The 25,050-nt window shown below is 38.1% G+C and carries 26 protein-coding genes; 19 read left to right on the top strand and 7 right to left on the bottom strand.

Annotated features, from left to right (window positions below):
* Window positions 1-73: 73 nt before the first annotated feature.
* On the bottom strand, window positions 74-1,408 hold the full coding sequence (locus CRO15_RS08385) for a serine hydrolase domain-containing protein (protein ID WP_097045624.1): 1,335 nt from the start codon (window positions 1,406-1,408) through the stop codon (window positions 74-76).
* A gap of 150 nt (window positions 1,409-1,558) precedes the next feature.
* On the opposite strand from CRO15_RS08385, the gene CRO15_RS08390 reads away from it, so the two are divergent.
* From CRO15_RS08390 to CRO15_RS08405, 4 genes are all read left to right on the top strand, one after another.
* Entirely contained in the window at window positions 1,559-1,978 is a 420-nt protein-coding gene (locus CRO15_RS08390; RefSeq protein ID WP_417935204.1) for a 3D domain-containing protein, read from the top strand.
* On the top strand, window positions 1,975-2,634 hold the full coding sequence (locus tag CRO15_RS08395) for a peptidoglycan recognition protein family protein (protein ID WP_097045352.1): 660 nt from the start codon (window positions 1,975-1,977) through the stop codon (window positions 2,632-2,634). Before CRO15_RS08390 ends, CRO15_RS08395 begins: the two co-directional genes overlap by 4 nt.
* A gap of 4 nt (window positions 2,635-2,638) precedes the next feature.
* Window positions 2,639-4,090 carry a M14 family zinc carboxypeptidase gene (locus CRO15_RS08400; protein ID WP_097045353.1) on the top strand — a complete coding sequence of 484 codons (1,452 nt, stop codon included), beginning with the start codon at window positions 2,639-2,641 and terminating at the stop codon, window positions 4,088-4,090.
* A 339-nt stretch (window positions 4,091-4,429) separates the two neighbouring features.
* Window positions 4,430-5,038, top strand: coding sequence for a 3-keto-disaccharide hydrolase (locus CRO15_RS08405; protein ID WP_097045354.1), 609 nt, complete (start codon window positions 4,430-4,432; stop codon window positions 5,036-5,038).
* Window positions 5,039-5,098: 60 nt separating this feature from the next.
* On the opposite strand, the gene CRO15_RS08410 is transcribed toward CRO15_RS08405, so the two are convergent.
* Both CRO15_RS08410 and CRO15_RS08415 read right to left on the bottom strand, forming a co-directional pair.
* On the bottom strand, window positions 5,099-6,052 hold the full coding sequence (locus CRO15_RS08410) for a 3-keto-disaccharide hydrolase (protein ID WP_243396931.1): 954 nt from the start codon (window positions 6,050-6,052) through the stop codon (window positions 5,099-5,101).
* A gap of 79 nt (window positions 6,053-6,131) precedes the next feature.
* On the bottom strand, window positions 6,132-7,220 hold the full coding sequence (locus tag CRO15_RS08415) for a vWA domain-containing protein (protein WP_097045355.1): 1,089 nt from the start codon (window positions 7,218-7,220) through the stop codon (window positions 6,132-6,134).
* Window positions 7,221-7,391: 171 nt separating this feature from the next.
* Here CRO15_RS08415 and CRO15_RS08420 point away from each other — a divergent pair, with 171 nt between their 5' ends.
* Genes CRO15_RS08420 through CRO15_RS08470 form a run of 11 tightly spaced genes read left to right on the top strand, consistent with a single transcriptional unit; the run spans window position 7,392 to window position 17,755 of the window.
* The gene (locus CRO15_RS08420) at window positions 7,392-7,853 is read left to right on the top strand and encodes a (2Fe-2S)-binding protein (protein ID WP_097045356.1); all 462 of its coding nucleotides are present in this window, start codon (window positions 7,392-7,394) and stop codon (window positions 7,851-7,853) included.
* Between the two features lie 31 nt (window positions 7,854-7,884).
* Window positions 7,885-10,119, top strand: coding sequence for a xanthine dehydrogenase family protein molybdopterin-binding subunit (locus CRO15_RS08425; protein ID WP_097045357.1), 2,235 nt, complete (start codon window positions 7,885-7,887; stop codon window positions 10,117-10,119).
* A gap of 4 nt (window positions 10,120-10,123) precedes the next feature.
* The gene (locus tag CRO15_RS08430; protein ID WP_097045358.1) at window positions 10,124-10,378 is read left to right on the top strand and encodes a MoaD/ThiS family protein; all 255 of its coding nucleotides are present in this window, start codon (window positions 10,124-10,126) and stop codon (window positions 10,376-10,378) included.
* A gap of 43 nt (window positions 10,379-10,421) precedes the next feature.
* Window positions 10,422-11,408 carry a GTP 3',8-cyclase MoaA gene (gene moaA, locus CRO15_RS08435; protein WP_097045359.1) on the top strand — a complete coding sequence of 329 codons (987 nt, stop codon included), beginning with the start codon at window positions 10,422-10,424 and terminating at the stop codon, window positions 11,406-11,408.
* Window positions 11,409-11,425: 17 nt separating this feature from the next.
* Window positions 11,426-12,034, top strand: a complete 609-nt coding sequence (locus tag CRO15_RS08440) for an NTP transferase domain-containing protein (RefSeq protein WP_097045627.1) — start codon at window positions 11,426-11,428, stop codon at window positions 12,032-12,034.
* Window positions 12,024-13,088 carry a HesA/MoeB/ThiF family protein gene (locus tag CRO15_RS08445; RefSeq protein WP_097045360.1) on the top strand — a complete coding sequence of 355 codons (1,065 nt, stop codon included), beginning with the start codon at window positions 12,024-12,026 and terminating at the stop codon, window positions 13,086-13,088. The genes CRO15_RS08440 and CRO15_RS08445 overlap by 11 nt, the downstream gene beginning before the upstream one ends.
* On the top strand, window positions 13,079-13,861 hold the full coding sequence (locus CRO15_RS08450; protein ID WP_097045361.1) for a sulfite exporter TauE/SafE family protein: 783 nt from the start codon (window positions 13,079-13,081) through the stop codon (window positions 13,859-13,861). The genes CRO15_RS08445 and CRO15_RS08450 overlap by 10 nt, the downstream gene beginning before the upstream one ends.
* Window positions 13,858-15,054 (top strand): molybdopterin molybdotransferase MoeA, encoded by a 1,197-nt coding sequence (locus tag CRO15_RS08455; RefSeq protein ID WP_097045362.1) that lies wholly within the window; start codon window positions 13,858-13,860, stop codon window positions 15,052-15,054. Before CRO15_RS08450 ends, CRO15_RS08455 begins: the two co-directional genes overlap by 4 nt.
* Before the next feature lie 2 nt (window positions 15,055-15,056).
* On the top strand, window positions 15,057-16,067 hold the full coding sequence (locus CRO15_RS08460; protein ID WP_097045363.1) for an XdhC family protein: 1,011 nt from the start codon (window positions 15,057-15,059) through the stop codon (window positions 16,065-16,067).
* 1 nt (window position 16,068) lies between these two features.
* A complete protein-coding gene (locus CRO15_RS08465) occupies window positions 16,069-16,674 on the top strand; it encodes a nucleotidyltransferase family protein (protein WP_097045364.1) in 606 nt (201 codons plus the stop codon).
* Entirely contained in the window at window positions 16,667-17,755 is a 1,089-nt protein-coding gene (locus CRO15_RS08470; protein ID WP_097045628.1) for an amidohydrolase family protein, read from the top strand. Before CRO15_RS08465 ends, CRO15_RS08470 begins: the two co-directional genes overlap by 8 nt.
* Before the next feature lie 6 nt (window positions 17,756-17,761).
* On the opposite strand, the gene CRO15_RS19760 is transcribed toward CRO15_RS08470, so the two are convergent.
* On the bottom strand, window positions 17,762-17,905 hold the full coding sequence (locus CRO15_RS19760; RefSeq protein ID WP_165769935.1) for a hypothetical protein: 144 nt from the start codon (window positions 17,903-17,905) through the stop codon (window positions 17,762-17,764).
* Window positions 17,906-17,953: 48 nt separating this feature from the next.
* Complete coding sequence (locus tag CRO15_RS08475) at window positions 17,954-18,592, bottom strand: GntR family transcriptional regulator (protein WP_243396932.1); 639 nt, start codon at window positions 18,590-18,592, stop codon at window positions 17,954-17,956.
* A 175-nt stretch (window positions 18,593-18,767) separates the two neighbouring features.
* Here CRO15_RS08475 and CRO15_RS08480 point away from each other — a divergent pair, with 175 nt between their 5' ends.
* On the top strand, window positions 18,768-19,847 hold the full coding sequence (locus CRO15_RS08480) for a DUF2652 domain-containing protein (RefSeq protein WP_097045366.1): 1,080 nt from the start codon (window positions 18,768-18,770) through the stop codon (window positions 19,845-19,847).
* A gap of 14 nt (window positions 19,848-19,861) precedes the next feature.
* On the opposite strand, the gene CRO15_RS08485 is transcribed toward CRO15_RS08480, so the two are convergent.
* On the bottom strand, window positions 19,862-20,182 hold the full coding sequence (locus CRO15_RS08485; protein WP_097045367.1) for an ArsR/SmtB family transcription factor: 321 nt from the start codon (window positions 20,180-20,182) through the stop codon (window positions 19,862-19,864).
* A complete protein-coding gene (locus tag CRO15_RS08490) occupies window positions 20,172-20,600 on the bottom strand; it encodes an SRPBCC family protein (RefSeq protein ID WP_097045368.1) in 429 nt (142 codons plus the stop codon). The genes CRO15_RS08485 and CRO15_RS08490 overlap by 11 nt, the downstream gene beginning before the upstream one ends.
* Window positions 20,601-20,732: 132 nt before the next feature.
* On the opposite strand from CRO15_RS08490, the gene CRO15_RS08495 reads away from it, so the two are divergent.
* From CRO15_RS08495 to CRO15_RS08505, 3 genes are all read left to right on the top strand, one after another.
* Window positions 20,733-21,272 carry a hypothetical protein gene (locus CRO15_RS08495; protein WP_097045369.1) on the top strand — a complete coding sequence of 180 codons (540 nt, stop codon included), beginning with the start codon at window positions 20,733-20,735 and terminating at the stop codon, window positions 21,270-21,272.
* A 5-nt stretch (window positions 21,273-21,277) separates the two neighbouring features.
* Window positions 21,278-21,544: a hypothetical protein gene (locus CRO15_RS08500; RefSeq protein WP_097045370.1), complete on the top strand. Its 267-nt coding sequence runs from the start codon at window positions 21,278-21,280 to the stop codon at window positions 21,542-21,544.
* A 249-nt stretch (window positions 21,545-21,793) separates the two neighbouring features.
* Window positions 21,794-25,048 carry a sialidase family protein gene (locus CRO15_RS08505; RefSeq protein WP_097045371.1) on the top strand — a complete coding sequence of 1,085 codons (3,255 nt, stop codon included), beginning with the start codon at window positions 21,794-21,796 and terminating at the stop codon, window positions 25,046-25,048.
* Window positions 25,049-25,050 lie beyond the last annotated feature (2 nt).

Consider the following 25,050-nt stretch of genomic DNA (forward strand, 5'->3'; position numbering starts at 1 on the left):
CCGCAAATGAAATTATTGTTGTGAAGCTGCATTTTATTGTGGTTTGCCACGGATTTTAAGTTATGACATCGACTTATTGTACAGATTTTACGACCTCTGACAAGAATTTGTTCACGTCAAATTCTGGGTTTTCGGCCAGTCCTGTGCGCACAACTACCAAATCTTTGGAAGGAATTACGAAAACATACTGTCCTTGATAGCCATTGCATGAAAATAAATCTCTGGGTACATCTGGATATTTTCCATTGGCATTCAACCAAAAGTGGGCTCCGTAGGTACCATCCGAATGCTGTGTTGGTTTTGTAATATAATTTACCCATTTGGAATCAAAAATCTGCTCCCCGTTCCATTTGCCCTTATCTAAATACAATTGACCAAAACGAGCCCAATCCCTAGTGCTTGCCCAAGCGTAGGATGAACCAACATAATTGCCCACAATATCGGCCTCCAAAACCATAGAATACATCCCTATTTTATCAATAAAAGTAGCATAGGGAAAATCCAAATACTCTTGATGCGAACGAAACTGTTGACGTAAAATACCCGACAATAAATTGGTTGTACCTGATGAATAGTTCCAAATTTCAGTGGGTTTGGCAATGAGTGCCTTTTCCTTTTGGGGTCTGCTCATATCCGAATCCAAGAAAAGCATACGGGTGACATCTGATATTTTTGAATAATCTTCATCCCATTCCAATCCACTTTGCATACGCAACAAATGGTTCAAAGTGATTTCCTTTCGGTCATCTTTTTTCCATTCAGTGATTGGAGCCGGCCATTCCATTTCTAATTTTCCTTGGTGTTCTAGAATGCCAAAACAGGTAGCCAAAACACTTTTGGTCATGGACCAACCCAAAATGCGTGTATCCTTGGTAAATCCATCCGCATACTTCTCTACCAACAAATGCCCTTTATAAAGAATTAAAAGTGTTCTGGTTTTTTGGACCTCCGGGTTGCCAAAAGCGGTTGCAATTGCCTTGTCCAATTGTTGGGTGTCTATTTCGGAAAAAGTAGAATCCTTTGGACTGGCTTGACCGTAAGGATATGGGATGGTGTCTGTAAGTTGATTGCGAACTGGCGATGTGATAGATTTACTCTCATCATAATCATCATTTACCAATACCGTTCCCAAACCTTCCCTATATAAAGCTTTGCGGTTCATTAACCCATAAACTGAGGCAGAAGCCCATTTCTGCTTTACATCAACTTCCGTTTCTGCCAACTCTATCAAGGGGACATTATTATCATTTTCGGCAAGAGAAGCTGCCGTCCTATTGGCAACAAAGACTCCTGAAGCCATATTTTTAGCAGCGTAACCTGAGATAATATTCAATTTAGGAAAGTTCAGATATACGACCACTCCTATTATCAAGATAAGTAGGAGTAAAATACGTTTAACTAGTTTCATGGATTTGGTTTGAAAATTTATGGATACTAAAATAAGTATTTCAAAAAGGCCACTAACATTTGATTTCATATAGACGTAATTTTTTAATCTAGATTAAAACCAAATCTTTTTGGAATCATTAACTTTAAAGCAACACCTAGATTAACTAGTTTGAAGAAACTGTTTCTTTTTTTTATCATATTAATCTCTTGCAAGGAAGCAGTGCAAACTCTTGAACAGCATACATGGTATGGCCATGAAGTAACAGTTTCTGCCTATAATTCTGTTTCATGGCAAACTCAGGGAGATCCAACTATAGCCGCTTGGGGAGATACCTTAAAACCGGGCATGAAAAGCATTGCGATTTCACGGGATTTATTGAAAATGGGATTTAATCATAATACAATGGTAAAAATTGATACCTTTCCTGATACTTTTTATGTAAAAGATAAAATGCATAGACGTTGGAAAAATAGAATTGATCTTTACATGGGGGTGGATGTAAAAAAGGCCCGTGAATGGGGAAGAAAAAAACTATTTATCTGCTATGCAATTCCCGTTGATAGTACATCCAACACCAATTTAAAATGAAAAAAACACTACTGACGTTAATTTTATTGAACATACTTTGGTCTTGCCAAGTACAGAAGAATATTGTTGATAAGCCCATTATCTTTGATGATGAGCGCATTGCCCTTACCAAGGAATATTTGTTGCAACGATATAATTTAGAGCAGGACACCCCTGAAATTGAACCTAAAATGGTTGTGTTACATTGGACAGCCATTCCTACTTTTGAAGGTTCTTTTGATGCCTTCCACAACATTACGCTTCCCAATTGGCGTCCAGATATTAAAAATGTGAGCGGCCTGAATGTTTCAACCCATTTTTTGATCGACAGGGATGGAACCATTTATAGGTTAATGCCAGAAAATTATATGGGTAGGCATGTTATTGGACTTAACCATTGTGCAATTGGAGTTGAAAATGTGGGTGGTACAGATGAATCGCCGTTGACTAAGAAACAATTAAAGGCAAATATTTGGCTGGTCAAGTATTTGGCAGAGAAATATCAGATTGATTATCTGATCGGTCATTATGAGTATACTAACTTTGAAGGGCATCCACTATGGCTGGAAGTTGATGATGGTTATCGAACCAAAAAAACCGATCCGGGAACAGATTTCATGAAAAAGGTGAGAAAAGCAACAAAAAGATTTAATTTTAAACCCGTACCTTCAAAATAATATAATGCAGTACAGAATATTACTTTTCCTAGTTGGGTGTTTTAGCATAGCTACATATTCCCAAGAGGCCATTACTTCCAAATTGTATGAGACTTATGAGCAGTTTAAAGAGCCTTCTTTAGACAAAAGACGAATAAAGCATGATCAACTTCAACCCTTGATTCAAAGGTTTGATGCCAATCCAAAGTTTAAGGTGCAGAAAGTTGGAAAATCCATTGAAGGGCGAGATTTGAACTTGGTCAGTATCGGTTCTGGTACAACCAATATTTTTCTTTGGTCGCAAATGCATGGAAATGAACCCACGGCGACCCAGGCAATTTTCGATATCCTGAACTTTTTAGATGCTCCTAATTTCAAAAAAGAAAAAAGGGAAATCCTATCAAAACTCAAACTACACTTTTTGCCTATGCTCAACCCAGATGGGGCAGAGGTGTACCAACGTCGTAATGCATTGGGGATTGACATCAACAGAGATGCCCTAAGGCTACAATCTCCAGAAGGAAGAACGTTGAAAAGAATTCGAGACAGTCTGGATGCAAAATTTGGTTTTAACCTACATGACCAAAGCACTTATTATAATGCTGAACTGACCAATAAACCGGCTACCATTTCCTATCTGGCCACAGCTTACAATTATGAAAAGGATATCAATGAGGTGCGTTCCAATGCCATGAAGGTGATAGTTTACATGAACAACATCATCCAAAAATATGCTCCAGGCCAAGTTGGGCGTTACAGTGATGATTTTGAGCCGAGAGCCTTTGGCGACAATATTGCCAAATGGGGCACAAGTCTTATTTTAATTGAATCTGGAGGGTATGCCAATGATGTTGAAAAGCAAGAAATTAGGAAACTGAACTATGTTTCTATTTTATCTGCATTGTACACTATTGCAAAAAATAGTTATCAAAATATTCCTATTGAGGATTATGAGAAAATCCCTAGAAACGACAGAAAGCTTTTTGATTTAAAAATTGAAAATGTCACCTATGAGCTTTTAGGGGAAGATTATATTTTGGACTTAGGTGTTTACCGCCAAGAAGTGGATGATGAAAACCATGAAACATTCTACTATAAAAGTACAATTGTAGATCAAGGAGATTTATCAACTTTCTATGGATATGAAACTTTTGATGCATCGGGGTATAAAATTGTGGCTCCAAGAACCAATGAACAATTAGATTGTAAAAGAAAAAATGCGCAATCATGTTTGCAAGTGGGGGTTGCATATGTTAAAAGCGAATCTTTTTTTGAACCTGCTTACAGTAATGAACCAATTCACCTAGTTGGACAGGATTTCAAATTGAATGATTTTAGCCTTGCTCCGGGAGTTAATCCCACTTTCTTTTTGGAAAAAGAAGGAAAATTGACCCATGCCGTTATTAATGGATTCCTGATTGATTTAAATAAACCAATCGGAGATCAAAACTTTGGTAATGCATTGATTTATCGTTAATACCCAAATTGGATATTCATATTTGTCCCATGTTTAAGCAAAATAATGAGCATGGTCATGAGAATTCCTACTATTGAAGTAAACAAAGAAAGTACCAAACCTTTATATCCTCTAGATAGAGGACCTATTGCGCTGTTCTTAATTATTTCTTTTACTACATCCATAACATTTCTTTTTTGAGTTGAATTTTTATTGGTCTTTAGGATGCAATCAGTTGTTGTCTATACTTTAAAAACAATCATTGGTCTAAAAACCCTACCAAAAGCTATACTAGACCAGTTCATTTTATTGTGAAATCATTACCTTGATTCCCTAATACAAACAACATAAAATCAAAAAATGAAGACAAAATTTGCCTTATTTGTAATGGCATTCTGCTTAATGCAACTTGGATATGCCCAGGAAACTATTAATTTATTCAATGGAAAGAATTTGGAGGGTTGGGTGAACCATGGAGAAGAAAAATGGTTTGTTGAAAACAGAGAACTAATCTGTGAAAGTGGCCCCAAAGCTGGATATGGGTACTTAAGTACAAAAGAGTTTTATGATGATTTTGAACTAACGTTGGAGTTTAAACAAGAAAACAACGGTAACAGTGGTGTTTTTATCCGTTCTACGGTTGAAGGCACAAAAGTATCTGGTTGGCAGGTAGAAGTTGCACCGCCAACCAAACATACCGGCGGTATTTATGAATCTTATGGTCGTGGTTGGTTGATTCAACCAGATGCTGAAAAGGACAAGGCTCTTAAGATGGGGGAGTGGAACACCATGAAAATATTGGTCAATGGTTCAACTATTACAACTTGGTTGAATGGAGTTAAAATGGTTCATTTGGTTGATGAAATAATCGGTAAGGGAAAAGGCGCTATTGCACTACAGATACATGATGGTGGTGGAATTCGCGTTAAATGGAGAAATATAAAGCTAAGACCAATTTATCAGGACTAATAAAACGCTTAAAAACATGGGAAAGGCACATCAAAAATAAATGATGTGCCTTTTTTTACTCTAATATTTTGTAGTAGTAACCTCAAACTTTCGAAACTCTACTGGACCATGATCACCTTGAATCATGAATGAACCTGGCTCACCCTCTTTACTATCCAAAGCTCCACCAGTGATTCCTGGAATTGTTTGATCATTGATTATAGTCTTGCCGTTGGCAACAATAGTTACTCTTCGGCCAATAAGAGTGATATCATAGGATTGCCATTCTCCAGCATTTTTAGCTGCGTTTTGATTGGGTTCCAAAAAACCATAAATACCTCCAAAATAGATATCCATGGGCTCCAAGCCCTTATTGTCTGCAATCTGTACTTCATAGCGACCTCTTAAATAAATACCACTGTTGCTTCCTTCGGGGTAACGGAATTCAACATGTAACTTAAAGTCAGAAAATTTTTCAGTGCTGATAAGGTTTGCACCTTGTTTGGGACTTGTTAAGATACCATTTTTAACAAGCCATTGATTTTCACCATCCGCATGCCAACCTGTTAGGTCTTTTCCATTAAAAAGTGAAATAGGCTCTCCCCAGTCAGGATTTTCAGTATGGGAAAGTTTTGGGGCACGAGTTCCTCTCCATTTTACTATAGAACCATCAGTATAGTTCATTGTTCCTTTTAATATATCCCCTTCTATACTCCCTTCAAACAACATATGCTTTCCGGCAGGCTCCCATTGCTTAGGAATACTAAAAGAAAAGTTGTTATCATCTATCTTTATTTCGGAAACAGGTCTAGCGCTACCAAATGCAAAAACAAAGCGTCCTATCAAGGTTTCATGGCCAGAATGGCGCACTTCCAACCATGATGGCTCTGTTTTGCCTTCAAATTCCATTTCCAAGTCCCATCTACCTTCTAAGGAGTGAAACTTTTGAGAACTTGCTTGAAAGGAGCCTAATAGGACAATATTTAGAATTAAAAGATAAAAGTGTTTTCTGCCAAAAATCATATAAAAGTTCATTTAGTTTAGCTGCCAAGATAATGATTATGCAAAACTCAAACACATACTTTTATTAAAGAAATACAGAGGGGTAAATGGGCTATTCGCACCCACCAATAAAACCATTTGCACTAAAACTGGTCTGTACGGCACCTTTTAAACTATTATTGGTTAATTGAATAACCAAGTTATTTTCCCCACTTCCATCTCTTTTTGGTGTGCAGTATTCAAATAAATAGAAGCTATTGGCCTGTTCAGATACCTCTTGGGAAATTTGAGTGAACGTAGTCTCCAATTCTTCTTTGTTGCTAGCAAAGACACTTGCGGTTTTACCTATATCCTTCAAAATATCGGTATCAATTTCTGAACCAAGTCCAATGGTAAATAAAGAAATATTAAGATTGGCTTGACTTACCGCTTGTAAAGCGGCGTCCTTTGTATACCTTGATGCTTGGTCAGTACCATCTGTGAATATGACAACAGAGGCTGCACCAATTATTTTTTCCTCATTATTTTTTTTGATTAAATCTTCAGCAACATTTGTTGATTTAATTACCGCACCATACAGATCTGTTGAAGGATCATTGCTGATATCTGAAGTAATTCCATTAATTGCAGCGGTTAGTTCGGTGGTTGATGATGTAAGGTCATTTAAAAGATGAAGTTCATCTTCACCATCAAACCAATAAATAGCCATTTTAAAAGAATCTATTCCAGGAGAAGGCATTACATTGGTTATAAAACTAGTGGAAGCTGTCTTTAATTCTTCCAGGCTACTTTGAAGCACGCTATTGCTCAAATCTAGGACCAGTATGGTATTGTTACTAAATACTTGTGAGTTTGATGATATTCTAGCCAGCGACTCTGATGCCGAAATAGTGTTGAAACAAGCATCATTTCTTCCTTGTTCATAAATAGTAAATTGTTCTGCGTTCAAACCTGAGATTGGATTTCCAGATACATCAGACACCTTAAAAAGAATAGAAACCTTGCTAGGCAATGTGGTAAACTGATCTTGAATGGAAAGTAATAACTCATTTTCTTCAAAACCCAAACATGTGTCGGGTTCTTTTCCTTGCCCAAGTTTTTCCTGATTGATATCAAAACTCACATCATCATCGGCGTTACCACATGAAAAAAGAAGGAGTACTATTAAAGCATGTGAAAAATAGTCAAGTATGTTTTTCATTTTCTAAAAATTGAGGTTCTGTTTGCAAAACGTTCAATTTCAATTAAAATTATTTTGATTACGGACAATAGATTTAAAGAAAAGTTAAAAAAAGTATGTCTTTGTTAAAAAAGAAACAGTCAACCCAAATTTTGGTAACTTCAAGCAAACAACAACTCAATTCAAAAAACTATGCCAACGTATCAAATCAAAGTAAATGGAGCTTCCAAGACAGTCGATGTGGCTGAGGATACTCCTGTTTTATGGGTGCTACGAGATCATTTAGACCTTGTAGGTACTAAATATGGTTGTGGAATAGGACAATGTGGTGCATGTACTGTTCATGTTGATGGTACTGCCATGCGAAGCTGTTCTCTGACCTTATCACAGATTGATGGAAAGTCAATTACTACTATTGAAGGACTTTCAGAGGATGGTACCCATCCTGTACAAGAAGCTTGGAAAGAAGTTGATGTACCGCAATGTGGTTATTGCCAAGCTGGACAAATCATGACGGCTTCAGCATTCTTGGAAACCAATTCCAATCCTTCCGAGGAGGATGTGAAAAATGCCATGCACGGAAATATTTGCCGTTGTTCATCGTATTCCAGAATTCGCAAGGCAGTCATGATTGCTGCCGAGAATATGGATTAATCATTCTTGTTTTACACCTAAAAACTAAAAAATGTCAACAAATAAACCCAATGCATTAAGTAGAAGGGCCTTTATCCGTAATTCTTCCATAGCAGGAGGAGGTATGGTAATTGGTTTTAACCTGTTCCAAGCTTGTAAACCAAAAGTTATAGCCGAACCAGCGATAGATTTGGCCAGTTTAGATTACAACGATTTCAATGCTTTCATTAAAATAGCGGACAACGGAGCAGTAACCATATTTTCTCCAAACCCAGAAATTGGCCAAGGTGTAAAAACCTCAATGCCAATGATCATAGCCGAAGAGCTAGATGTAGCATGGAAAGATGTCTGCGTTGAACAGGGCATCTTGGACACTGAAAATTATCAGCGTCAAGTTGCAGGGGGTAGCCAATCCATTAGATTTGGATGGGATGCATTAAGACAAACTGGAGCCAAGGCAAAACATATGCTGGTCAGTGCTGCTGCAGCTCGTTGGGGAGTCAACCCTTCCGAATGTTCTGTAAGTGAAGGAGTAATCACCAATGCAGCAGGAGAAACTTTAGGTTATGGAGATGTTGTTAATGAAGCTGCGCTTTTGGAAGTGCCAGAAGAGGTTCCTTTAAAGGAACCCAGTGAATATAAAATCATGGGAAAAGATGCTTCCAACGTAGACATCAACAAGATTGTCACTGGAAAGCCCCTGTTTGGATTGGATTATAAGACTGATGGTATGGTCTATGCTGCTGTGTTACGCCCACCTGCCTTTGGTAAGAAATTAGTTTCCTATGATGACTCGGAGGCTCGTGCCATGTCTGGAGTGATTGATGTCGTCTCCATTGGTGAAAAAGTGCGTGGGCTTTTGGCAGAGGACCCAAGCTTTGGAAGTAAGATTTCTTCAAGTGATAAGGTGGTTGTCATTGCTGAGTCTACTTGGCAAGCAATGAAAGCCAAGGAAGCTATTAAGGCGATTTGGGAAGATGACTCCAAAGTTGAAAGTACAGAAGAACATGATAAAATTTTAAATGACTTGCTAGATGGCAACAAGTTTGAAACTATGCGATCTGATGGTAATGTCAAAAAAGCCTTTGCCGAGGCAGATGAAATTCTAGAGCGCACCTACGAATCTCCTTTTTTACCACACAATTGTATGGAACCCATGAATTTCTTTGCAAATGTGACCGATGAAAAAGTGCATTTGGTTGGTCCAATTCAAACTCCGGCTTGGAAAGCAGGGTTGGTATCAAAAATGTTAGGAAGAGAAGAGAAAGACATTCACCTTGAAATGACTAGAATGGGTGGTGGTTTTGGAAGAAGATTATATGGCGACTTTGTTATTGAAGCTGCAGAAATTTCAGATAAAATTAGAAAACCGGTAAAAGTTGTCTACTCTAGGGAAGATGATATGGAAGATGGTATATATAGAATGGCCATCAAATACAGAATCAAAGCAGGAATAAAAGATGGGAAGATAACTGGTTATTATTTGAAAGAAGCGGCGGTCAACTCTAATATGTATGGGCTCATTCCTAATTTCTTCCCCGCAGGCGCCATTGAAAATTATCAAGTAGATGCTGCCAATTATGAAAGTAATATCACAACTGGAGCATGGAGAGCACCTTACACTAACTTCTTGGCTTATGCCGAGCAAAGCTTTTTTGATGAACTGGCGGAGTTGATGAATGTAGATAAAATTCAATTACGATTGGACTTGCTGGATAATGTAAAACCCGAAGAGGATGAACGTATCCAGTATTCCCCAGAGCGGATGAAGGAAGTAATCAAAACTGCTGTGGAGAAATCAGGTTGGGGAACCAAATCCAAAGACGTTTATCAAGGATTTGTAAATTATTATTGCCATAATACCCATGTAGCTGAAGTTGCTGATGTAGAGATTGAAAATGGTGAACCCGTGGTTAAAAAGATTACTTGTGTCGTGGATTGCGGAATAGTGGTCAACCCTATGGGGGCGCTTAATCAAATTGAAGGAGGAGTTATTGATGGAGTAGGACATTCCATGTATGGAGAGTTACAGTTTAAAGATGGTAGGCCAACAGCTAACAATTTTGATGGATATCGTTTGATTCGGATGAAAGAAGCACCAATAGTTGAAACTCATTTCATACAAAATGATCTTTCCCCGACCGGTTTAGGAGAGCCAACACTTCCTCCTGCCGGTGGTGCCATTGCAAATGCTTTTAAAGCTGCAACCGGAAATAGGCTATATAAACAACCGTTCACCAAAACACCAGAATTATTAAAAGTACCTGAAAAGGAAATTATAGGTTGATTTTATGACGATATTATTGTTTGGGATTACCAAGGACATTGTGGGAAGCTCCACATTGTCCGTTCCCACATCTAGTGCCACTGGCCGCAGAATTCCAAGAACAGTAAAAGAATTAAAGCAGTTTTTGGGTGAAACCTACCCAGAACTCAATAAACTATCTTCTTTGGCAGTGGCTGTGAACAATAGCTATGCTACTGATGATGAAGCTATTAATTCTTATGATGAAATTGCACTTATTCCCCCTGTAAGTGGGGGATAATAGGTGCAGAAGTAGTATCTTTCGAATACTTTCATGATAGTGTATGTTGGTTGACAATCACAATAGAAAAATAAATTATTTAAGGCTTGCGGTTACGGACAGATGTAACCTCCGGTGTAACTATTGCATGCCCTCTGAGGGAATTGAATTTGTTAAGAACAATAAGCTCCTTACTATAGACGAGCTCTCCAAAATCAGTGAGGTTTTGGTAGGACAGGGAATCGACAAAATTCGCATAACGGGAGGTGAGCCCTTTGTTCGTAAGGATTTGATGGTATTATTGCAAAAACTGAGTGCTCTGGATGGTCTCAACGATATTTCAGTGACCACCAACGCAACTTTGATAGGACCTTACATTGATGAACTCAAAGCATTGGGTATTAAAAACGTTAATGTGAGTCTGGATGCCATCAACAGGGAAACTTTTGAACGCATTACACGACGCAATCAATTTGATACGGTGCATAATAACCTCATTCGTTTAATTACGGAAGGATTCAATGTGCGTATTAATTTTATAGTGCTGGAAGGTCAAAACGAACAGGATATCATTCCCATTTTGGAATTGATGAAACATTACAATGTTTCTGTCCGGTTTCTAGAGGAAATGCCATTTAATGGGGGAACCAAAAACTTTACAGGTATCAAATGGGACTACAAAGCAATTCTGGAGCATATTTCAAAAACATATCCAAATTTTGAAAAGCTCCAATCTCCACCGACTTCAACATCCATCAATTATAAAATAGATGGACATAAAGGTACTTTTGGTCTTATTCCTTCCTTTAGTAGAACCTTTTGTGGAAGTTGTAATAGACTTCGAGTTACTGCTACGGGTGATGTGATTACATGTCTATACGGAAAGCCCAAAGCCAATCTCAGGGAAATAGTTAGGGAAAAAAAGGAAATTGAAGAAATTCAAAATGAAATTTTAAAAGCTGTGGGAAGTCGTGCAAAAACAGGATTTGAAGCGCAAGGAGAACACTCCACAACCATTTTTAAAAATTCTATGACCTCAATAGGAGGGTGATAAATCAAGAAAAGAAAATGAAGCAGGGTATTCCAAAATTATATGGATTGGTTTTAGCTGGTGGTAGAAGTACCCGCATGGGTTCAGATAAAGGATTACTCAAATACCACTCGGTTCCTCAGCAAGAATATCTTTATAACTTATTGGAAGATGTATGTGATACTGTTTATCTGAGTATGCGCCAAGAACAAGAAGAGGATTTGACGGATAATCTGAAGATAATTGTTGATCAAAACGAATATCGAGGACCATTTAATGGAATTTTGAGTGCTCACAAAGCACATCCCAACGTAGCTTGGCTGGTTTTGGCTTGTGATCTTCCCTTGATAGATTTGTCTTCATTAAAACAGCTTGCGGAAAACCGAGATTCAAAAAAGTTGGCGACATCTTTCTCCACAAGAAAATCTGGCTTGCCAGAACCTTTAATTACCATATGGGAGCCATTGGGTCTTGTAAAAGCAATTTCCCATTTAAAATCGACCGATAGCAGTTGCCCGCGTAAATTCTTGATTAATTCAGAAATAGCCTTGGTGTATCCAGAGCGCGATGAAATCCTTTATAATGCCAATTCTCTTGAAGATTATGAGTTTGTAAAATCCAAAATCGAATTGTCCAATGGAGCATAGGTATTCGCGACAAACAGTTTTAAGAGATTTTGGAGAAGCTGGGCAGGCTAAACTTACCAAAGGTAAGGTGTTGGTTATTGGCCTTGGTGGTCTGGGACTTCCCGTATTGCAGTATCTCAATGCAATGGGTGTAGGTACATTGGGTTTAATGGACCAAGATGTGGTGGAGCTGCATAATCTTCAGCGACAGATTTTGTATGCTGAAAGGGATTTGGGTAAACAGAAATTGGATGTTGTCCATGAGAAACTTCATGAACAGAACTCGTCTACGATATTAAAAACCCACGATACATTCTTGACTAAGGAAAATGCATTGGATGTTATCCAGAATTACGATGTTATTGTAGATGCAACTGATAATTTCCCAACTCGTTACCTTATTAATGACACGTGTGTTATTCTGAACAAACCATTTGTTTATGGGGCTTTGCATGGGTTTGAAGGTCATGTTAGTGTCTTTAATTATAAAGATGGGCCAACGTACCGTTGTATATATCCAAATATGCCATCTTCTGATGAAGTGCCCAATTGTAATGAAAATGGAGTCCTAGGAGTTATCCCAGGTATAATAGGAACAATGCAAGCGCTTGAAGTGGTTAAGATTTTAACAGGAATGGGAGAGGTGCTTTCAGGAAAGCTTTTGCTATTTAATGGGTTGAATCAACATGTTGGCAAAATTGCTTTCAAGTCTAACCTGACCAACAAAAACATTAGTAAGTTGCAGGAGTTTTATGAGCCTATGGATTGTGAAGCCATTCTGTCCATTAGCGCAAAAGATTTTCAATCTATTCGAGAATCTGGAGATAAAATTACACTTATAGATGTGCGTACTATAAAGGAATTCAATGACAATCACTTGAAAGAAGCTTTAAATATTCCTTTAAATGAATTGTCACAAAAACCTATAGATGAGATAAATAAGGTGATATATGTTATTTGTCAATCTGGCCAGCGAAGTAAAAAAGCCGCTAAACAACTCCAAGAAGCGTATCCTAGCATAACTTTTTATAATATTTTAGGAGGGATGAATAAAATGATGGTTTTATGTCCGTAGCCTCTGGCGATTTTATTTTGTTGCTTATCTCCTTTTTTGTTGTGGCTATATTGTATTCTGCTGTAGGTTTTGGTGGAGGATCAAGTTACTTGGCTATTTTAGCATTGGTAATAACTAGCTTTTTAACCATACGAAGCACTGCATTACTTTGCAACCTTGTTGTGGTTACAGGAAGTTGTATTTTATTTTATAAGAGCGGACATTTAAATTTCAGAAAGTTTTTGCCCTTTGTTATTACTAGCATTCCTCTCGCTTTTTTAGGGGCTTCCTTTCGACTTGAAGAGCGTATGTTTTTTATTATTCTGGCCTTGGCGCTCATAATTTCTGCACTGGCTCTGATTTACCAGGCTACAACTGTTAAGTCAAATAATAATTTAAGAAAATATCCAACGTATCTTTCCTATTTACTTGGAGGAGGGATTGGTCTTTTATCCGGATTGGTGGGAATTGGAGGAGGTATATTTTTAGCACCTGTGCTTAACCATATGAAATGGGACAAACCAATTGCAATTGCAACGTTGGCTAGCTTTTTTATTTTGGTCAATTCCGTTTCTGGCTTGGGAGGTCTAATTTGGAGCAATTCATTCCAAGTTTTTTGGCCAGAAATTATTGGGTTGTTGTTTGCGGTTTTGTTGGGAGGACAGCTTGGTGTAAGAATTAGCTTAGGAAAACTCTCAGCAAAACGGATTCGATTGCTTACTGCTTTTTTGGTGTTGTTTGTTGGAGTTCGTGTGCTGTTGAAAAATGGGCTTCAATTAAATTTATTTTCATGATTTCTTTTGAAACTGCATTGCTTAAAGTTTTAGAGTTTACCGAAGATTACGGAAGTGAATTGGTTGAGCTTCAATCATCTCAAGGGCGCACTCTTGCAGAAACTATTATTGCTGACAGGGATTTCCCGCCTTTTGACCGGTCGACCAAGGATGGTATCGCCATAAAGTATAATTCAGATATTGGTTCAGACACATCATTTAAAATAGCTGGAATAGCGCAAGCGGGAAGCCCGCAATTGACCTTGGAAGATGAATCGACCTGTATCGAGATTATGACTGGGGCCATGGTCCCAAAGAATGCCGATGCTGTTGTAATGTATGAGCATACTCGGAAAGAAAATGATGGTTTTAGTATCACAGAACCTATTAAAAAAGGGCAAAATATCCATTACAAAGGCAGTGATACGGCAATGGAGGATAAATTGCTCTTGCGCGGAACAACTATTACATCAGCAGAGATTGGAGTATTGGCCACTGTTGGAAAGTTTGAAGTTTTGGTTAAAAAATTACCAAAGGTTGCCGTCATATCTACTGGAAATGAACTGGTCGATGTTGGTCAACAACCGTTACCATATCAAATCAGAAAATCGAATTCTCACACACTGATAGCTTTACTTCAAAGTGAGCATCTTGAGGCAAACATGTACCATTTAGTGGACGAACCCATTGTTTTAAAAAAGAAGCTTGATGAACTTTTAAATAGGTATGATGTTTTGTTGCTAAGTGGAGGGGTTTCCAAAGGAAAATTTGATTTTTTGCCATCAACTTTTGATGCATTGGGTGTAGACAAGGTTTTTCATAAGGTTATGCAACGTCCCGGAAAGCCTTTTTGGTTTGGAAAACACCAATCCCAAAAAACAATTATTTTTTCATTTCCCGGAAATCCGGTTTCCACCTTTGTGAATTACCACACATATTTTTTGCCCTGGCTTAACAAAACTTTAGGAGTACCCACATCACAATTTACCGTATTTTTAAAAGAGCCTATGGAAAACAAGACGGATTTGACCTTATTTATAGGAGTTGAAATCGGCTTGGATGATGGGAAGTTGATGGCAAGAAAAATTTCCTCTACAGGTTCCGGAGATTTATTGAGTTTATCAAAGGCTGGCGGATTTGTTAAATTGAATCCGAGGGAATCTCTGGGAGCCAACAAATTGATTTCATTTATTCCGGCAAGAAGGATTCTGTAATTATGACGCACGAGTTAAAGACCATTGTTCAACATTACGAAAAAAGACCATCAGAGGGTGAAAAAACTGTTTTGGCCACCGTTGTCGCCTTGGACGGATCTTCTTACAGAAGGCCCGGAGTTCGTATGTTGATTTTTGAAAATGGCGATATGGTCGGAGCTGTGAGCGGGGGATGTGTGGAAAAAGAGGTGCTGCGACAAGCTCAATCGGTTTTTGGCACCAACACATCAAGAATCATGGTGTATGACGGTAGATACCGGCTGGGATGTGAAGGGGTTCTTTACATCCTACTGGAAATCTTTAATCCAAGTAAAATTTTTTTATCCCGCTTTTGGGATACGGTCAAAAAACGACTTTCATTCCCTATTAGGTCCTTTTACGAAAAGAATCAGAGCGATGGCCAAGATTATTTGACATGTTTTCATTTTGAGGACGGGCCACTGCCTGTAAATCAGAATGCTGTAAATACCGAAAAAGAATTGGCTGTTTTTGAACAGGAAATGCGCCCATGTTTTCAACTCGTGATTATTGGGGCAGAGCATGATGCTGTACAGCTTTGTAAATATGCTTCTGCAACTGGTTGGGAAGTTACGATTGTGGCCAATCCAAGGGAAGAGAAAACAGCAAGGGATTTCCCTGGAATACACAAAATTATAACCGTAGAACCGGAAGCCTTTCAATTGAATCTGGATAAAGAGACAGCTGTAGTTGTCATGACCCATAGTTTTGTGAAGGATCTTCAATTTTTAATAGCCCTTAAACAAGAGGTAGGAGCTTACATTGGACTTTTAGGGCCTTTGAAGCGACGTGAAAAGCTGTTTGATGAACTTTTGGAACGACACCCTGACACTTCAGAAGAATTTATTGAACAAATTCATGGACCAGCAGGAATTGATATCGGAGCTGAGACTCCTCAAGAAATAGCCATCTCCATTTTAAGTGAAATCTTGGCGGTTGTAAACAAAAAGGAACCTCTTTTGTTGCGGCACAAGATGGGGAGTATTCACAGTTAATATGTCTAATTCTATTCCAATCTTAATCTTAGCTGCAGGTTCCTCCACCAGAATGGAAGGTGAAATTAAACAGCTGCTTCCCTGGGGAAAAACAACGCTGCTGGAAAATGCCATAAACCAAGCAAAGCGCATTTCTTCCAGTGTCCATGTTGTATTGGGAGCCAATTCCGAAAAAATATTGCAATCAACAACTTTGAAAGCCCATATCATTAAAAACAAAAGTTGGAAATCAGGTATGGGAAGCTCTATTTCAATAGGGGTGCAACATATTATGGACATGGAAAATGTAGAAGCACTTCTCATCATGTTGGCAGATCAGCCATTGATGGATTCATATTATTTAAAAAGCCTTATTCAAGAGTTCGTCAAAGGGAAACATAAAATTGTGGCAACTGCATATCAGGATAAAGCTGGTGTGCCTGCAATTTTTGATAATTGTTTGTTTGAAGAGTTGGCGAGTCTCCACCAAGACTTTGGAGCAAGAAATGTAATTGCTAATAACCAAGAGCAAACTTTGTTGGTGGATCCAAAGGGAAGAGAAGTTGATGTCGATATTAAAGATGAATATATTCAAATACTTAAAAAACAAAATATTAAACATGTATAGATTAACTATTACTTTAGCTATTTTATGTTTCTCAGTAACTGTCAAAGTCAATTCCCAAGAAATGGGATTTGAAGAATACAACCCAAAATCCACTTTGGTCGTACCTCAAAACCCCATTGCTAAAGCAAAATTCACCTTTATCGACGTTCATAGTCATCAATTTAGAATGGCTACACAAGATTTGTCCCAACTAGTTTCCGATATGGACAAGCTCAATATGGGTGTTATGGTAAATTTGAGTGGAGGGTCGGGTGAAGGTCTTCGAGCTATGCTAAAGAATGTAAATGACCATTATCCAAACAGATTTGTCATTTTTGCCAATGTTGATTTTAGCGGAGTTGGCAATCCAAATTGGGGAGAGCAAGCCGCCGCTCAATTAGAATTGGATGTTAAAAGTGGTGCCAGGGGTCTGAAAATATATAAGAGCCTAGGTCTTAGGAATAAAGATATCCACGGCAAAAGAATTGCAATTGATGATTCTAGATTGGATCCAGTTTGGAAGAAATGCGGAGAGCTTGGAATTCCAGTTTTAATTCATGCTGCCGACCCAAAATCGTTTTGGGACCCTATGGATAAAGACAATGAAAGATGGTTGGAACTGAAAACCAGACCAAGAAGAAAACGTTCTGCCACAAATCCTGCTCCTTGGCAACAAATTATTGATGAACAACATAGAATGTTCAAGAAACATGCAAAGACTAAATTTATTAATGCGCATATGGGATGGTATGCCAATAATTTGGATAGGCTAGGGGAGTTAATGGATGAGATTCCCAATATGTCCGTAGGTATAGGTGCCATTATTGCTGAACTTGGGAGGCAACCCAGAAGGGCCAAGCAGTTTTTTATAAAATACCAAGACAGGATTCTATTTGGCAAGGATAGTTGGAAGCCTGAAGAGTTCCCTACCTATTTTAGGGTTTTGGAGACTTCAGATGAATATTTTCCATATTATAAAAAATACCATGCATTTTGGGCCATGTATGGTTTGGATCTTCCACATGAAGTATTGGAAAAAGTATACTATAAAAATGCTTTGAACTTAATTCCTGGATTAGATAAATCCTTATTTGAAAAGTAATTTGAACTAGGACTTTGTGAAAGTGTTTTTACGTTCTTGTTTATAATTTTCCAAATCTTGGAAAATTCCACAAGAGATTTGTCGTTTTACCAAAGATTTGGATTTTTTGTTCTTAACCAAGGTTTCAATCTCTTTATTCAAGAATTTCATGAGGAAGTATTTTTATACTTAACGAGTCATCTTTAGCTTTATTTTGACCTAAACAAGCTGTTTTTCTATATATTCCAATACTACCATCCAATTCATTTTAAGAATAAGTGCAGCAGTGGGTACATTATCTTCAGCAATGGCCTGAATAATGGCCTCATTTTGATTGTCCACATTTTCATAAAAGGAAATATCCTGCCCAAAACCTTGTTCATAAAAAAGTAATCTAGCCTTAAGGTCATCTAAAATTTGAAGCAAAACGGTGTTCGCACATTTTCTCACCAAAAGATCATGAAATTCGAATCTGGCTTTTAACCTATTTAGATGGGTATTTGTCCGTTTGAGCTTAACTTGCTGATTTTGGAGTCGTTCTACGTCTTCTTTGGAGAAATTGGTATCCTCTAAAGCCATTATTTCCAACTGTGCAATGGTCTCATACAAGTTTTTGGCTTCTTTTTTGGTCAATCCGGCCACAACAAATCCTCTATTGGGAACGGCCTTTATTATTCTTGCTTGCTCTAACTGACTTAAAGCTTCTCTAATTGGAGTAACGCTGATACCTATTTTTCTTGAAAGGGCAGCAAGATTAATGGTTTTGCCCATGGCCAATTCACCTTCATGTATTTGATTAAGCAAGTGTGCCTTAACCTGATTTCGTAAAACCTGTTGATGCATGGTATGAAGATACAAATCGTATACGGTTTTAGACAATTAGTTGCATGAATACAGGAAAAATGCATTACAATGCCCTCTCAATTAAATTGAAAGTGTTTAAAAATCATGGGAAAAGAATAAATCTCTGAGCATAAGTTGGTAAGTTTAGAAATAATATAAAGACCAATGTGGTACACTTCATCAACCTAAAATGTCAAAGTCTCTTTTATTCATACCGGATATATCAGGATACACCAAATTTATTCAAAGTACCGAGGTGGAACATAGTCAACATGTAATCTCAGAATTACTGGAAGTATTGGTCAATGCGAATACCCAAAACTTAAAGTTGGCAGAAATTGAAGGAGATGCATTGTTCTTTTATAAAGAAAATGAAATTCCTTCGCAGGAAAACCTTTTGGCACAAGTAGAATCTATGTTTACCGCCTTCTATAGTCATTTGAAAATGTTGGAGAAGAACAGGGTATGTCCCTGTAATGCATGTGCTACAGCTCCTGATCTAGAGTTAAAGATAATAGCCCATAGCGGTAACCTTCAGCATATAGAAGTACAGGGAAATCGAAAACCTTTTGGCGAACAAGTTATAGAGGCACACAGATTATTGAAGAATTCTGTGGATAGCGATAATTATGTCCTGATCAGTAGAACATTGGCATTGGATGTTATGTTATCCCCTTATTACTCAAGTAAGATTTATAGATTTAGACAAGGTTCTGATTTGTATGATGACAGGGAAATGGAATACATCTATTCGGTCATTGACCCGAAAGAGCTTAAACTTCGAAGTTTCTCTGAACCTAAAAGGGTAACTTTTGAAAAACCTGCTCCGATTACCATAACAAAACAATATCCTGTTTCTGCTGGAGAATTGCTTGAATATATTACCAACTACTCTTATAGACATTATTGGACAGAAGGAATAGATCAGTTGGATTATAATGAAAATGAAGTGACAAGGGTAGGGTCGGAGCATACCTGTGTGGTCAATGGTAAACATTTGAACTTTATAACAATTACCAAAGAACCAAAACCCGGAAGTCTTATCTATGGAGAATTTACAGACAGTCCATCAATACTGGATGGATACTATCAGTTTTATCATTTTACTCCAACTGGTGAGAACAGCTGTGAATTGGAAATTGAAGCATTTTGGAAAGCAAAATCACCCATAAAAAAAATAGTTGTAGCGCTAGTTGGGAAAAAAATATTCCGAAAGAATATAGAAAAAGCTATGACCGGGCTATTGCATTTTGTTGAAAATATGTCCTAACCAGACAGATTGGATTATTTTGAATCCAGATAATCTCCTAAATCTTTCAACGTAGTATCCCAGAATTGTTCATAAAAGCGTACCCATTCCGTTATTTGCTTTAAGGGTTTGGCATCTGCTGTACAAAATCGTTCCCTTCCTTTGGAAGTGATTCCTACCAACCCTGCTGTCTCTAAGGTCTTGATATGTTTGGTAACACCTTGCCTGCTTATGTCAAATTGACCAGATATCTGAGTAATGGACAGGGCAGAGGAGGCAATGACCAAGGCGTGAAAAATTTCACGCCTTTTTGGGTCAGCTATAGCCTTTAAAATTTTGGTTATGTTATCCTGCATGGACTTCTTTGGTTAAAAATTCAGTTAGTTTTTCTATACATTCGTTCCAACCACCATTATAATTGTTAAAATATGTAACTGCAGAATCACCAGAGTAATTGGAAATTCCTGAATGCTCCAAGTACAGCCTGGTTCCAGCTTCGGTTTCCTGTAAATCCCACTTTACAACAGTTTCTGTAGTTGTGTTTTCTACTACCCATGTATAAATTAAAGTATAGGGACTCGCGCTCTTAACTTTTCCAGTAATATTCAGGCATCCGTGTTCCTCGCTGGAAGTAAAGGTATAATTATAACCTTCCTCTGCTTTAAAATCGGCTTTAATAAACCAAGTTGAAATTTCTTCACCTACGGAAATAGCATTCCAAACTTTTTGAATTGGGTGGGCAAATACATGCTCTTTGGTAATTACATCTTTCATAATGTTCGTATTTTGAATTTAAGTTATGCAACTATTAGGTTGCTAATATACAAAATGATATTTTATATGCAACTTTTTGGTTGCTTTTTATGAAAAGTGCTTTGCTATATTTGATATTAAGAACAATGGACAATGAAGAAAAAATTTTGGACTTCAGATAAACTGGTAGGTCTAGTAGCAATCCTAATAAGTCTAATCACTTTAATCATTTTTGTGAGGCAGACCAATATCATGGAGAAGCAAAGTAGGTTATCTGTGATGCCATATTTAATGATTTCAAAATCTGATATAGGTTCAGAAAACACACATTCTTTCGCACTCATCAACTACGGGGTGGGACCAGCAATTATAGATAGTACGCTTATATTCTATAAAGAAAGAATACACCATAATATGGAATTTGTTGATTTTCTTAAAGCTGAAATTAGAGAAATAGATAGCATACCAATACTCAATCGTTCCACCGTGACAAAAGGATTGGCTATTCCGGCAGGAGGTGAGCGTAATTTTTTAACCGTTGGAGGAAACAAAAAAACATACAAAGCTTTTTCAGAAGTTTATGAAGAGTTGAATTCGAACGGATTCTATTTTGAAATTTATTATCGTTCCATATACGATGATAAGTGGCGCATTACTTCGGAAACAGATCTTCCTCAAGAATTAAAAGATTAAGCCACATGTCGGCAGGGTACTCAGGAATACCACTTGCAAAAGAAACTCGTAATAAAGAAGGCTCCTTTGTTTTGCTACATAACACACCAAAGCATTATTTTGATTTATTTACTGATTTGCCAGATAATCTTTCCATCCTTAAAAATATAGGAGTGAAAAACGTTGACTTCATCCATATTTTTTGTACATCATTTCAGGAGTTGATGGAGATTGCAAACAAAAGCAAAATGGCCTTGAAGAAGGATGGTCTACTTTGGGGTAAGCTGGCCTAAAGGCTCTTCAAGTATCAAAACAGACTTAAAACGAGAACCTATTCAAGAACATCTGCTTTCCATTGGACTGGTAGATGTAAAAGTAGCTGCTATAGATAAAGATTGGAGGGGTTTAAAATTTGTATATAGGTTAAAGGATAGGAATTGACCCGCCTTTTTTTATAAACTCATTTTTTTCACATTTTTTTTAGATTTAAGGCTGGTGCTTTTGGTTATCTTACAGTGCTAATTCAATCTAACATTCTTCATATGATACCTAACTTAAAAATCTGTTATGCCGTATTGGCATGTATTCTTTTTTCCTTTCAATCTTTTTCGCAAAAACCCGATTCAACCACCTTCAATGGACTGGAATTTAGGAGTTTGGGGCCGGCCTTTACATCAGGTCGTATTGCTGATATTGCCATTCACCCAAAAAACGAAAGTGTCTGGTATGTGGCCGTAGGCTCTGGGGGTGTATGGAAAACCACCAATGCGGGAACTACTTGGAAACCAATTTTTGACAATGAGAAGAGTTATTCCATCGGTTGTATTACCATTGACCCCAATAATCCCAGTACAATTTGGGTAGGCTCGGGAGAAAATGTGGGAGGGAGGCACGTTGGTTTCGGTGACGGAATATACGTGAGCCATGATGAAGGTAAAACATGGAAAAACATGGGACTTAAGGCGTCCGAACACCTTTCCAAGATAGTAGTTCACCCTAAGAACTCCAATATTATTTGGGCAGCTGCCCAGGGCCCCCTTTGGAGCAAAGGAGGACAACGAGGTTTTTATAAATCTATTGATGGAGGTAAAACATGGAAGAGGACTTTAGGAGACAGTGAATGGACTGGGGTTACGGACATTGTAATTGACCACACCAATCCTGATATTTTATATGCTGCCACTTGGGACAGACACAGAACGGTAGCTGCATATATGGGCGGTGGCCCTGGTTCTGGAATTCATAAAAGTATTGACGGAGGAGAAACTTGGACAAAATTGACCAATGGTATTCCAACATCAAACCTTGGAAAAATTGGATTGGCAATTTCACCATTTAATAATGAAACGCTATATGCTGCCATTGAGTTGGACCGAAAAAAAGGAGGTGTTTATATTTCTAAAAATCAAGGTGCTTCTTGGAGCAAGCAGTCAGATGCAGTTTCTGGCGGAACAGGCCCACATTATTATCAAGAGCTTTACGCCTCGCCACATCAAGAAGGAAAATTGTATTTAATGAGCAATTATGTACAGATATCTGATGACCATGGTAAGCACTTTGTTCAAATGAACGAAAAGAAAAAACACGTCGACAGTCATGCCATGGCGTTCAAGAGTTCTGACCCTAACTATGTGCTTTTTGGAACGGACGGAGGTCTTTATGAATCGTATGACCTGACCAAAACTTGGAAATATTTTGCCAACCTCCCAATAACCCAATATTATAAAGTTGCTGTGGATGATTCAGCTCCTTTCTATAATATATATGGTGGAACGCAGGACAATGGTTCGCACGGCGGACCATCCAGAACAAAAAACAGCGTAGGAATCTTAAATTCGGATTGGTGGATTACCTTAGGGGCAGATGGGCACCAATCGGCTATAGAGCCTGGAAATCCCGATATCACCTACGGAGAATTCCAACAAGGTTGGTTATGGAGAATAGACCAAACAACTGGGGAAACCGTTTTTATTCAACCACAGCCTTCCACAGGTGAACCCCACGAACGATTTAATTGGGATGCACCTATATTAGTTAGTCCGCACAATCCAACACGCTTATATTTTGCTTCATATCGGGTATGGAAATCTGAAAATAGAGGGGATGACTGGACTGCAATCTCTAACGATTTAACAAGAAACGAAGAACGTTTGGCGTTGCCTATTATGGGCAGACAACAAAGTTGGGACAATCCTTGGGATGTTGGAGCCATGTCCAACTATAATACCATTACATCTTTGGCTGAGTCCCCTATACAAGAAGGGCTTATTTATGCAGGAACGGATGATGGAATTCTGCAGGTTACAGAAGATGGGGGAAACAGCTGGAGAAAAATTGCACTAGGAAATATTAAAGGTGTACCCAATAGAGCCTTCGTAAATGATGTACGTGCAGACCTTTATGATGCCAATACTGTTTATTTGGTATTGGATAACCATAAAGAAGGTGACTACAAGCCCTACCTTTTAAAAAGTACAGATAAAGGAAATAGTTGGACATTTATAAACGGTAATCTTCCTAAAAGATTGGTTACATGGAGAATTGTCCAGGACCATAAAAAGAAAGGGCTTTTATTTGCCGCTACCGAATTCGGAATTTACTTTACCAGTAATGGAGGTAGTAACTGGTGGCAGTTAGAAGGTGGTTTGCCTACCATATCTTTTAGGGACATTACCATTCAAAGAAGAGAAGACGACTTAGTGGGAGCTTCCTTTGGACGTGGATTTTATGTTTTGGACGATATTTCTGCTTTAAGGGATTTTGACGCATCTAAGATGGCGGAAGCAACACTTTACAAAGTAAAACCTGCTTATTGGTACATTCAGAAAGATGGTGTGTACGGTCAAGGAAATTCAGAATATGCAGCTAAGAACCCTCCGTATGGAGCTACTTTCACTTATTTCTTGCCTGAAAAATTAAAAACCCTAAAAGAAACCAGAAGTAAAAAGGAAAAAGCGCTGAACAAGCAAAATAGCAATGTTTCCTTTCCGGGATGGGATGCATTGGACAAAGAGAAAAACCAAGAAAAACCTGCCCTTGTTCTTTTGATAAAAGATGCACAAGGTAATGTAGTCAATACTGTTGCTGGAACAAATAAGAAAGGTTTCAATAGGGTGTCATGGAATCTTACCCATGCGGATAGAAGCGGTATCAAACTAAAAAATCCAAAAAGTGATGACGATGATGATTTTTTTGGATCTCCATATTTAGCTACTCCCGGCAATTATTCAGTTGAATTGTATCAGCGGGTGGACGGGAAGCTAAAACAACTTTCCGACGCTCAAAATTTTGAGGTTAAACCATTGGGCAAAGGAGCATTGCCGGCCAAGCCAACTTCGGAGATTGATGCGTTTAGGAAGATATATCAAGATTACCAGCAAGATTTGACCGCCACCAATTCAGTTTTGGATAAAGGCATTACAAAGATAAACGCAATGAAACGCGCTTTGGATGAAGCTGAAAAACCAAGCGCTGAATTAGCTTCTAGAATCTATACGGCAAAATCCCAGTTACAATCCCTTAAAAAGCAAATGGGGGGTAGTCCGGCCAAAAATGAAGTAGGGGAGAAGACCCCTCCATCACCAGGAGATGGAAGTTTTGTTGGCTATGTTGCCCTTGGAAACACCTATGGACCAACAGGAAATCATAAAGCAGCCATGCAACGTGCCAAAACACAACTAAAAAGCGTTAAAAACGAGCTTCGAACACTAACAAAAAGTACTTTACCCGCAATTGAAGCAGCCCTCAAAGCGGCAGGGGCTCCTTGGATAGAAGGGCAGGGACTTCTTGAAGACTAAAT

This window comes from Flagellimonas pacifica (assembly GCF_900215465.1).
Lineage (GTDB): Bacteria > Bacteroidota > Bacteroidia > Flavobacteriales > Flavobacteriaceae > Flagellimonas > Flagellimonas pacifica.

Excerpts from the sequence above, each read along its gene's own strand:
- CRO15_RS08385 (WP_097045624.1), bottom strand. The coding sequence starts at position 1,408 with ATGAAACTAGTTAAACGTATTTTACTCCTACTTATCTTGATAATAGGA.
- CRO15_RS08395 (WP_097045352.1), top strand. The coding sequence starts at position 1,975 with ATGAAAAAAACACTACTGACGTTAATTTTATTGAACATACTTTGGTCT.
- CRO15_RS08400 (WP_097045353.1), top strand. The coding sequence starts at position 2,639 with ATGCAGTACAGAATATTACTTTTCCTAGTTGGGTGTTTTAGCATAGCT.
- CRO15_RS08405 (WP_097045354.1), top strand. The coding sequence starts at position 4,430 with ATGAAGACAAAATTTGCCTTATTTGTAATGGCATTCTGCTTAATGCAA.
- CRO15_RS08410 (WP_243396931.1), bottom strand. The coding sequence starts at position 6,052 with ATGAACTTTTATATGATTTTTGGCAGAAAACACTTTTATCTTTTAATT.
- CRO15_RS08415 (WP_097045355.1), bottom strand. The coding sequence starts at position 7,220 with ATGAAAAACATACTTGACTATTTTTCACATGCTTTAATAGTACTCCTT.
- CRO15_RS08420 (WP_097045356.1), top strand. The coding sequence starts at position 7,392 with ATGCCAACGTATCAAATCAAAGTAAATGGAGCTTCCAAGACAGTCGAT.
- CRO15_RS08425 (WP_097045357.1), top strand. The coding sequence starts at position 7,885 with ATGTCAACAAATAAACCCAATGCATTAAGTAGAAGGGCCTTTATCCGT.
- CRO15_RS08430 (WP_097045358.1), top strand. The coding sequence starts at position 10,124 with ATGACGATATTATTGTTTGGGATTACCAAGGACATTGTGGGAAGCTCC.
- moaA (WP_097045359.1), top strand. The coding sequence starts at position 10,422 with ATGTTGGTTGACAATCACAATAGAAAAATAAATTATTTAAGGCTTGCG.
- CRO15_RS08440 (WP_097045627.1), top strand. The coding sequence starts at position 11,426 with ATGAAGCAGGGTATTCCAAAATTATATGGATTGGTTTTAGCTGGTGGT.
- CRO15_RS08445 (WP_097045360.1), top strand. The coding sequence starts at position 12,024 with ATGGAGCATAGGTATTCGCGACAAACAGTTTTAAGAGATTTTGGAGAA.
- CRO15_RS08450 (WP_097045361.1), top strand. The coding sequence starts at position 13,079 with ATGTCCGTAGCCTCTGGCGATTTTATTTTGTTGCTTATCTCCTTTTTT.
- CRO15_RS08455 (WP_097045362.1), top strand. The coding sequence starts at position 13,858 with ATGATTTCTTTTGAAACTGCATTGCTTAAAGTTTTAGAGTTTACCGAA.
- CRO15_RS08460 (WP_097045363.1), top strand. The coding sequence starts at position 15,057 with ATGACGCACGAGTTAAAGACCATTGTTCAACATTACGAAAAAAGACCA.
- CRO15_RS08465 (WP_097045364.1), top strand. The coding sequence starts at position 16,069 with ATGTCTAATTCTATTCCAATCTTAATCTTAGCTGCAGGTTCCTCCACC.
- CRO15_RS08470 (WP_097045628.1), top strand. The coding sequence starts at position 16,667 with ATGTATAGATTAACTATTACTTTAGCTATTTTATGTTTCTCAGTAACT.
- CRO15_RS19760 (WP_165769935.1), bottom strand. The coding sequence starts at position 17,905 with ATGAAATTCTTGAATAAAGAGATTGAAACCTTGGTTAAGAACAAAAAA.
- CRO15_RS08480 (WP_097045366.1), top strand. The coding sequence starts at position 18,768 with ATGTCAAAGTCTCTTTTATTCATACCGGATATATCAGGATACACCAAA.
- CRO15_RS08485 (WP_097045367.1), bottom strand. The coding sequence starts at position 20,182 with ATGCAGGATAACATAACCAAAATTTTAAAGGCTATAGCTGACCCAAAA.
- CRO15_RS08490 (WP_097045368.1), bottom strand. The coding sequence starts at position 20,600 with ATGAAAGATGTAATTACCAAAGAGCATGTATTTGCCCACCCAATTCAA.
- CRO15_RS08495 (WP_097045369.1), top strand. The coding sequence starts at position 20,733 with ATGAAGAAAAAATTTTGGACTTCAGATAAACTGGTAGGTCTAGTAGCA.
- CRO15_RS08500 (WP_097045370.1), top strand. The coding sequence starts at position 21,278 with ATGTCGGCAGGGTACTCAGGAATACCACTTGCAAAAGAAACTCGTAAT.
- CRO15_RS08505 (WP_097045371.1), top strand. The coding sequence starts at position 21,794 with ATGATACCTAACTTAAAAATCTGTTATGCCGTATTGGCATGTATTCTT.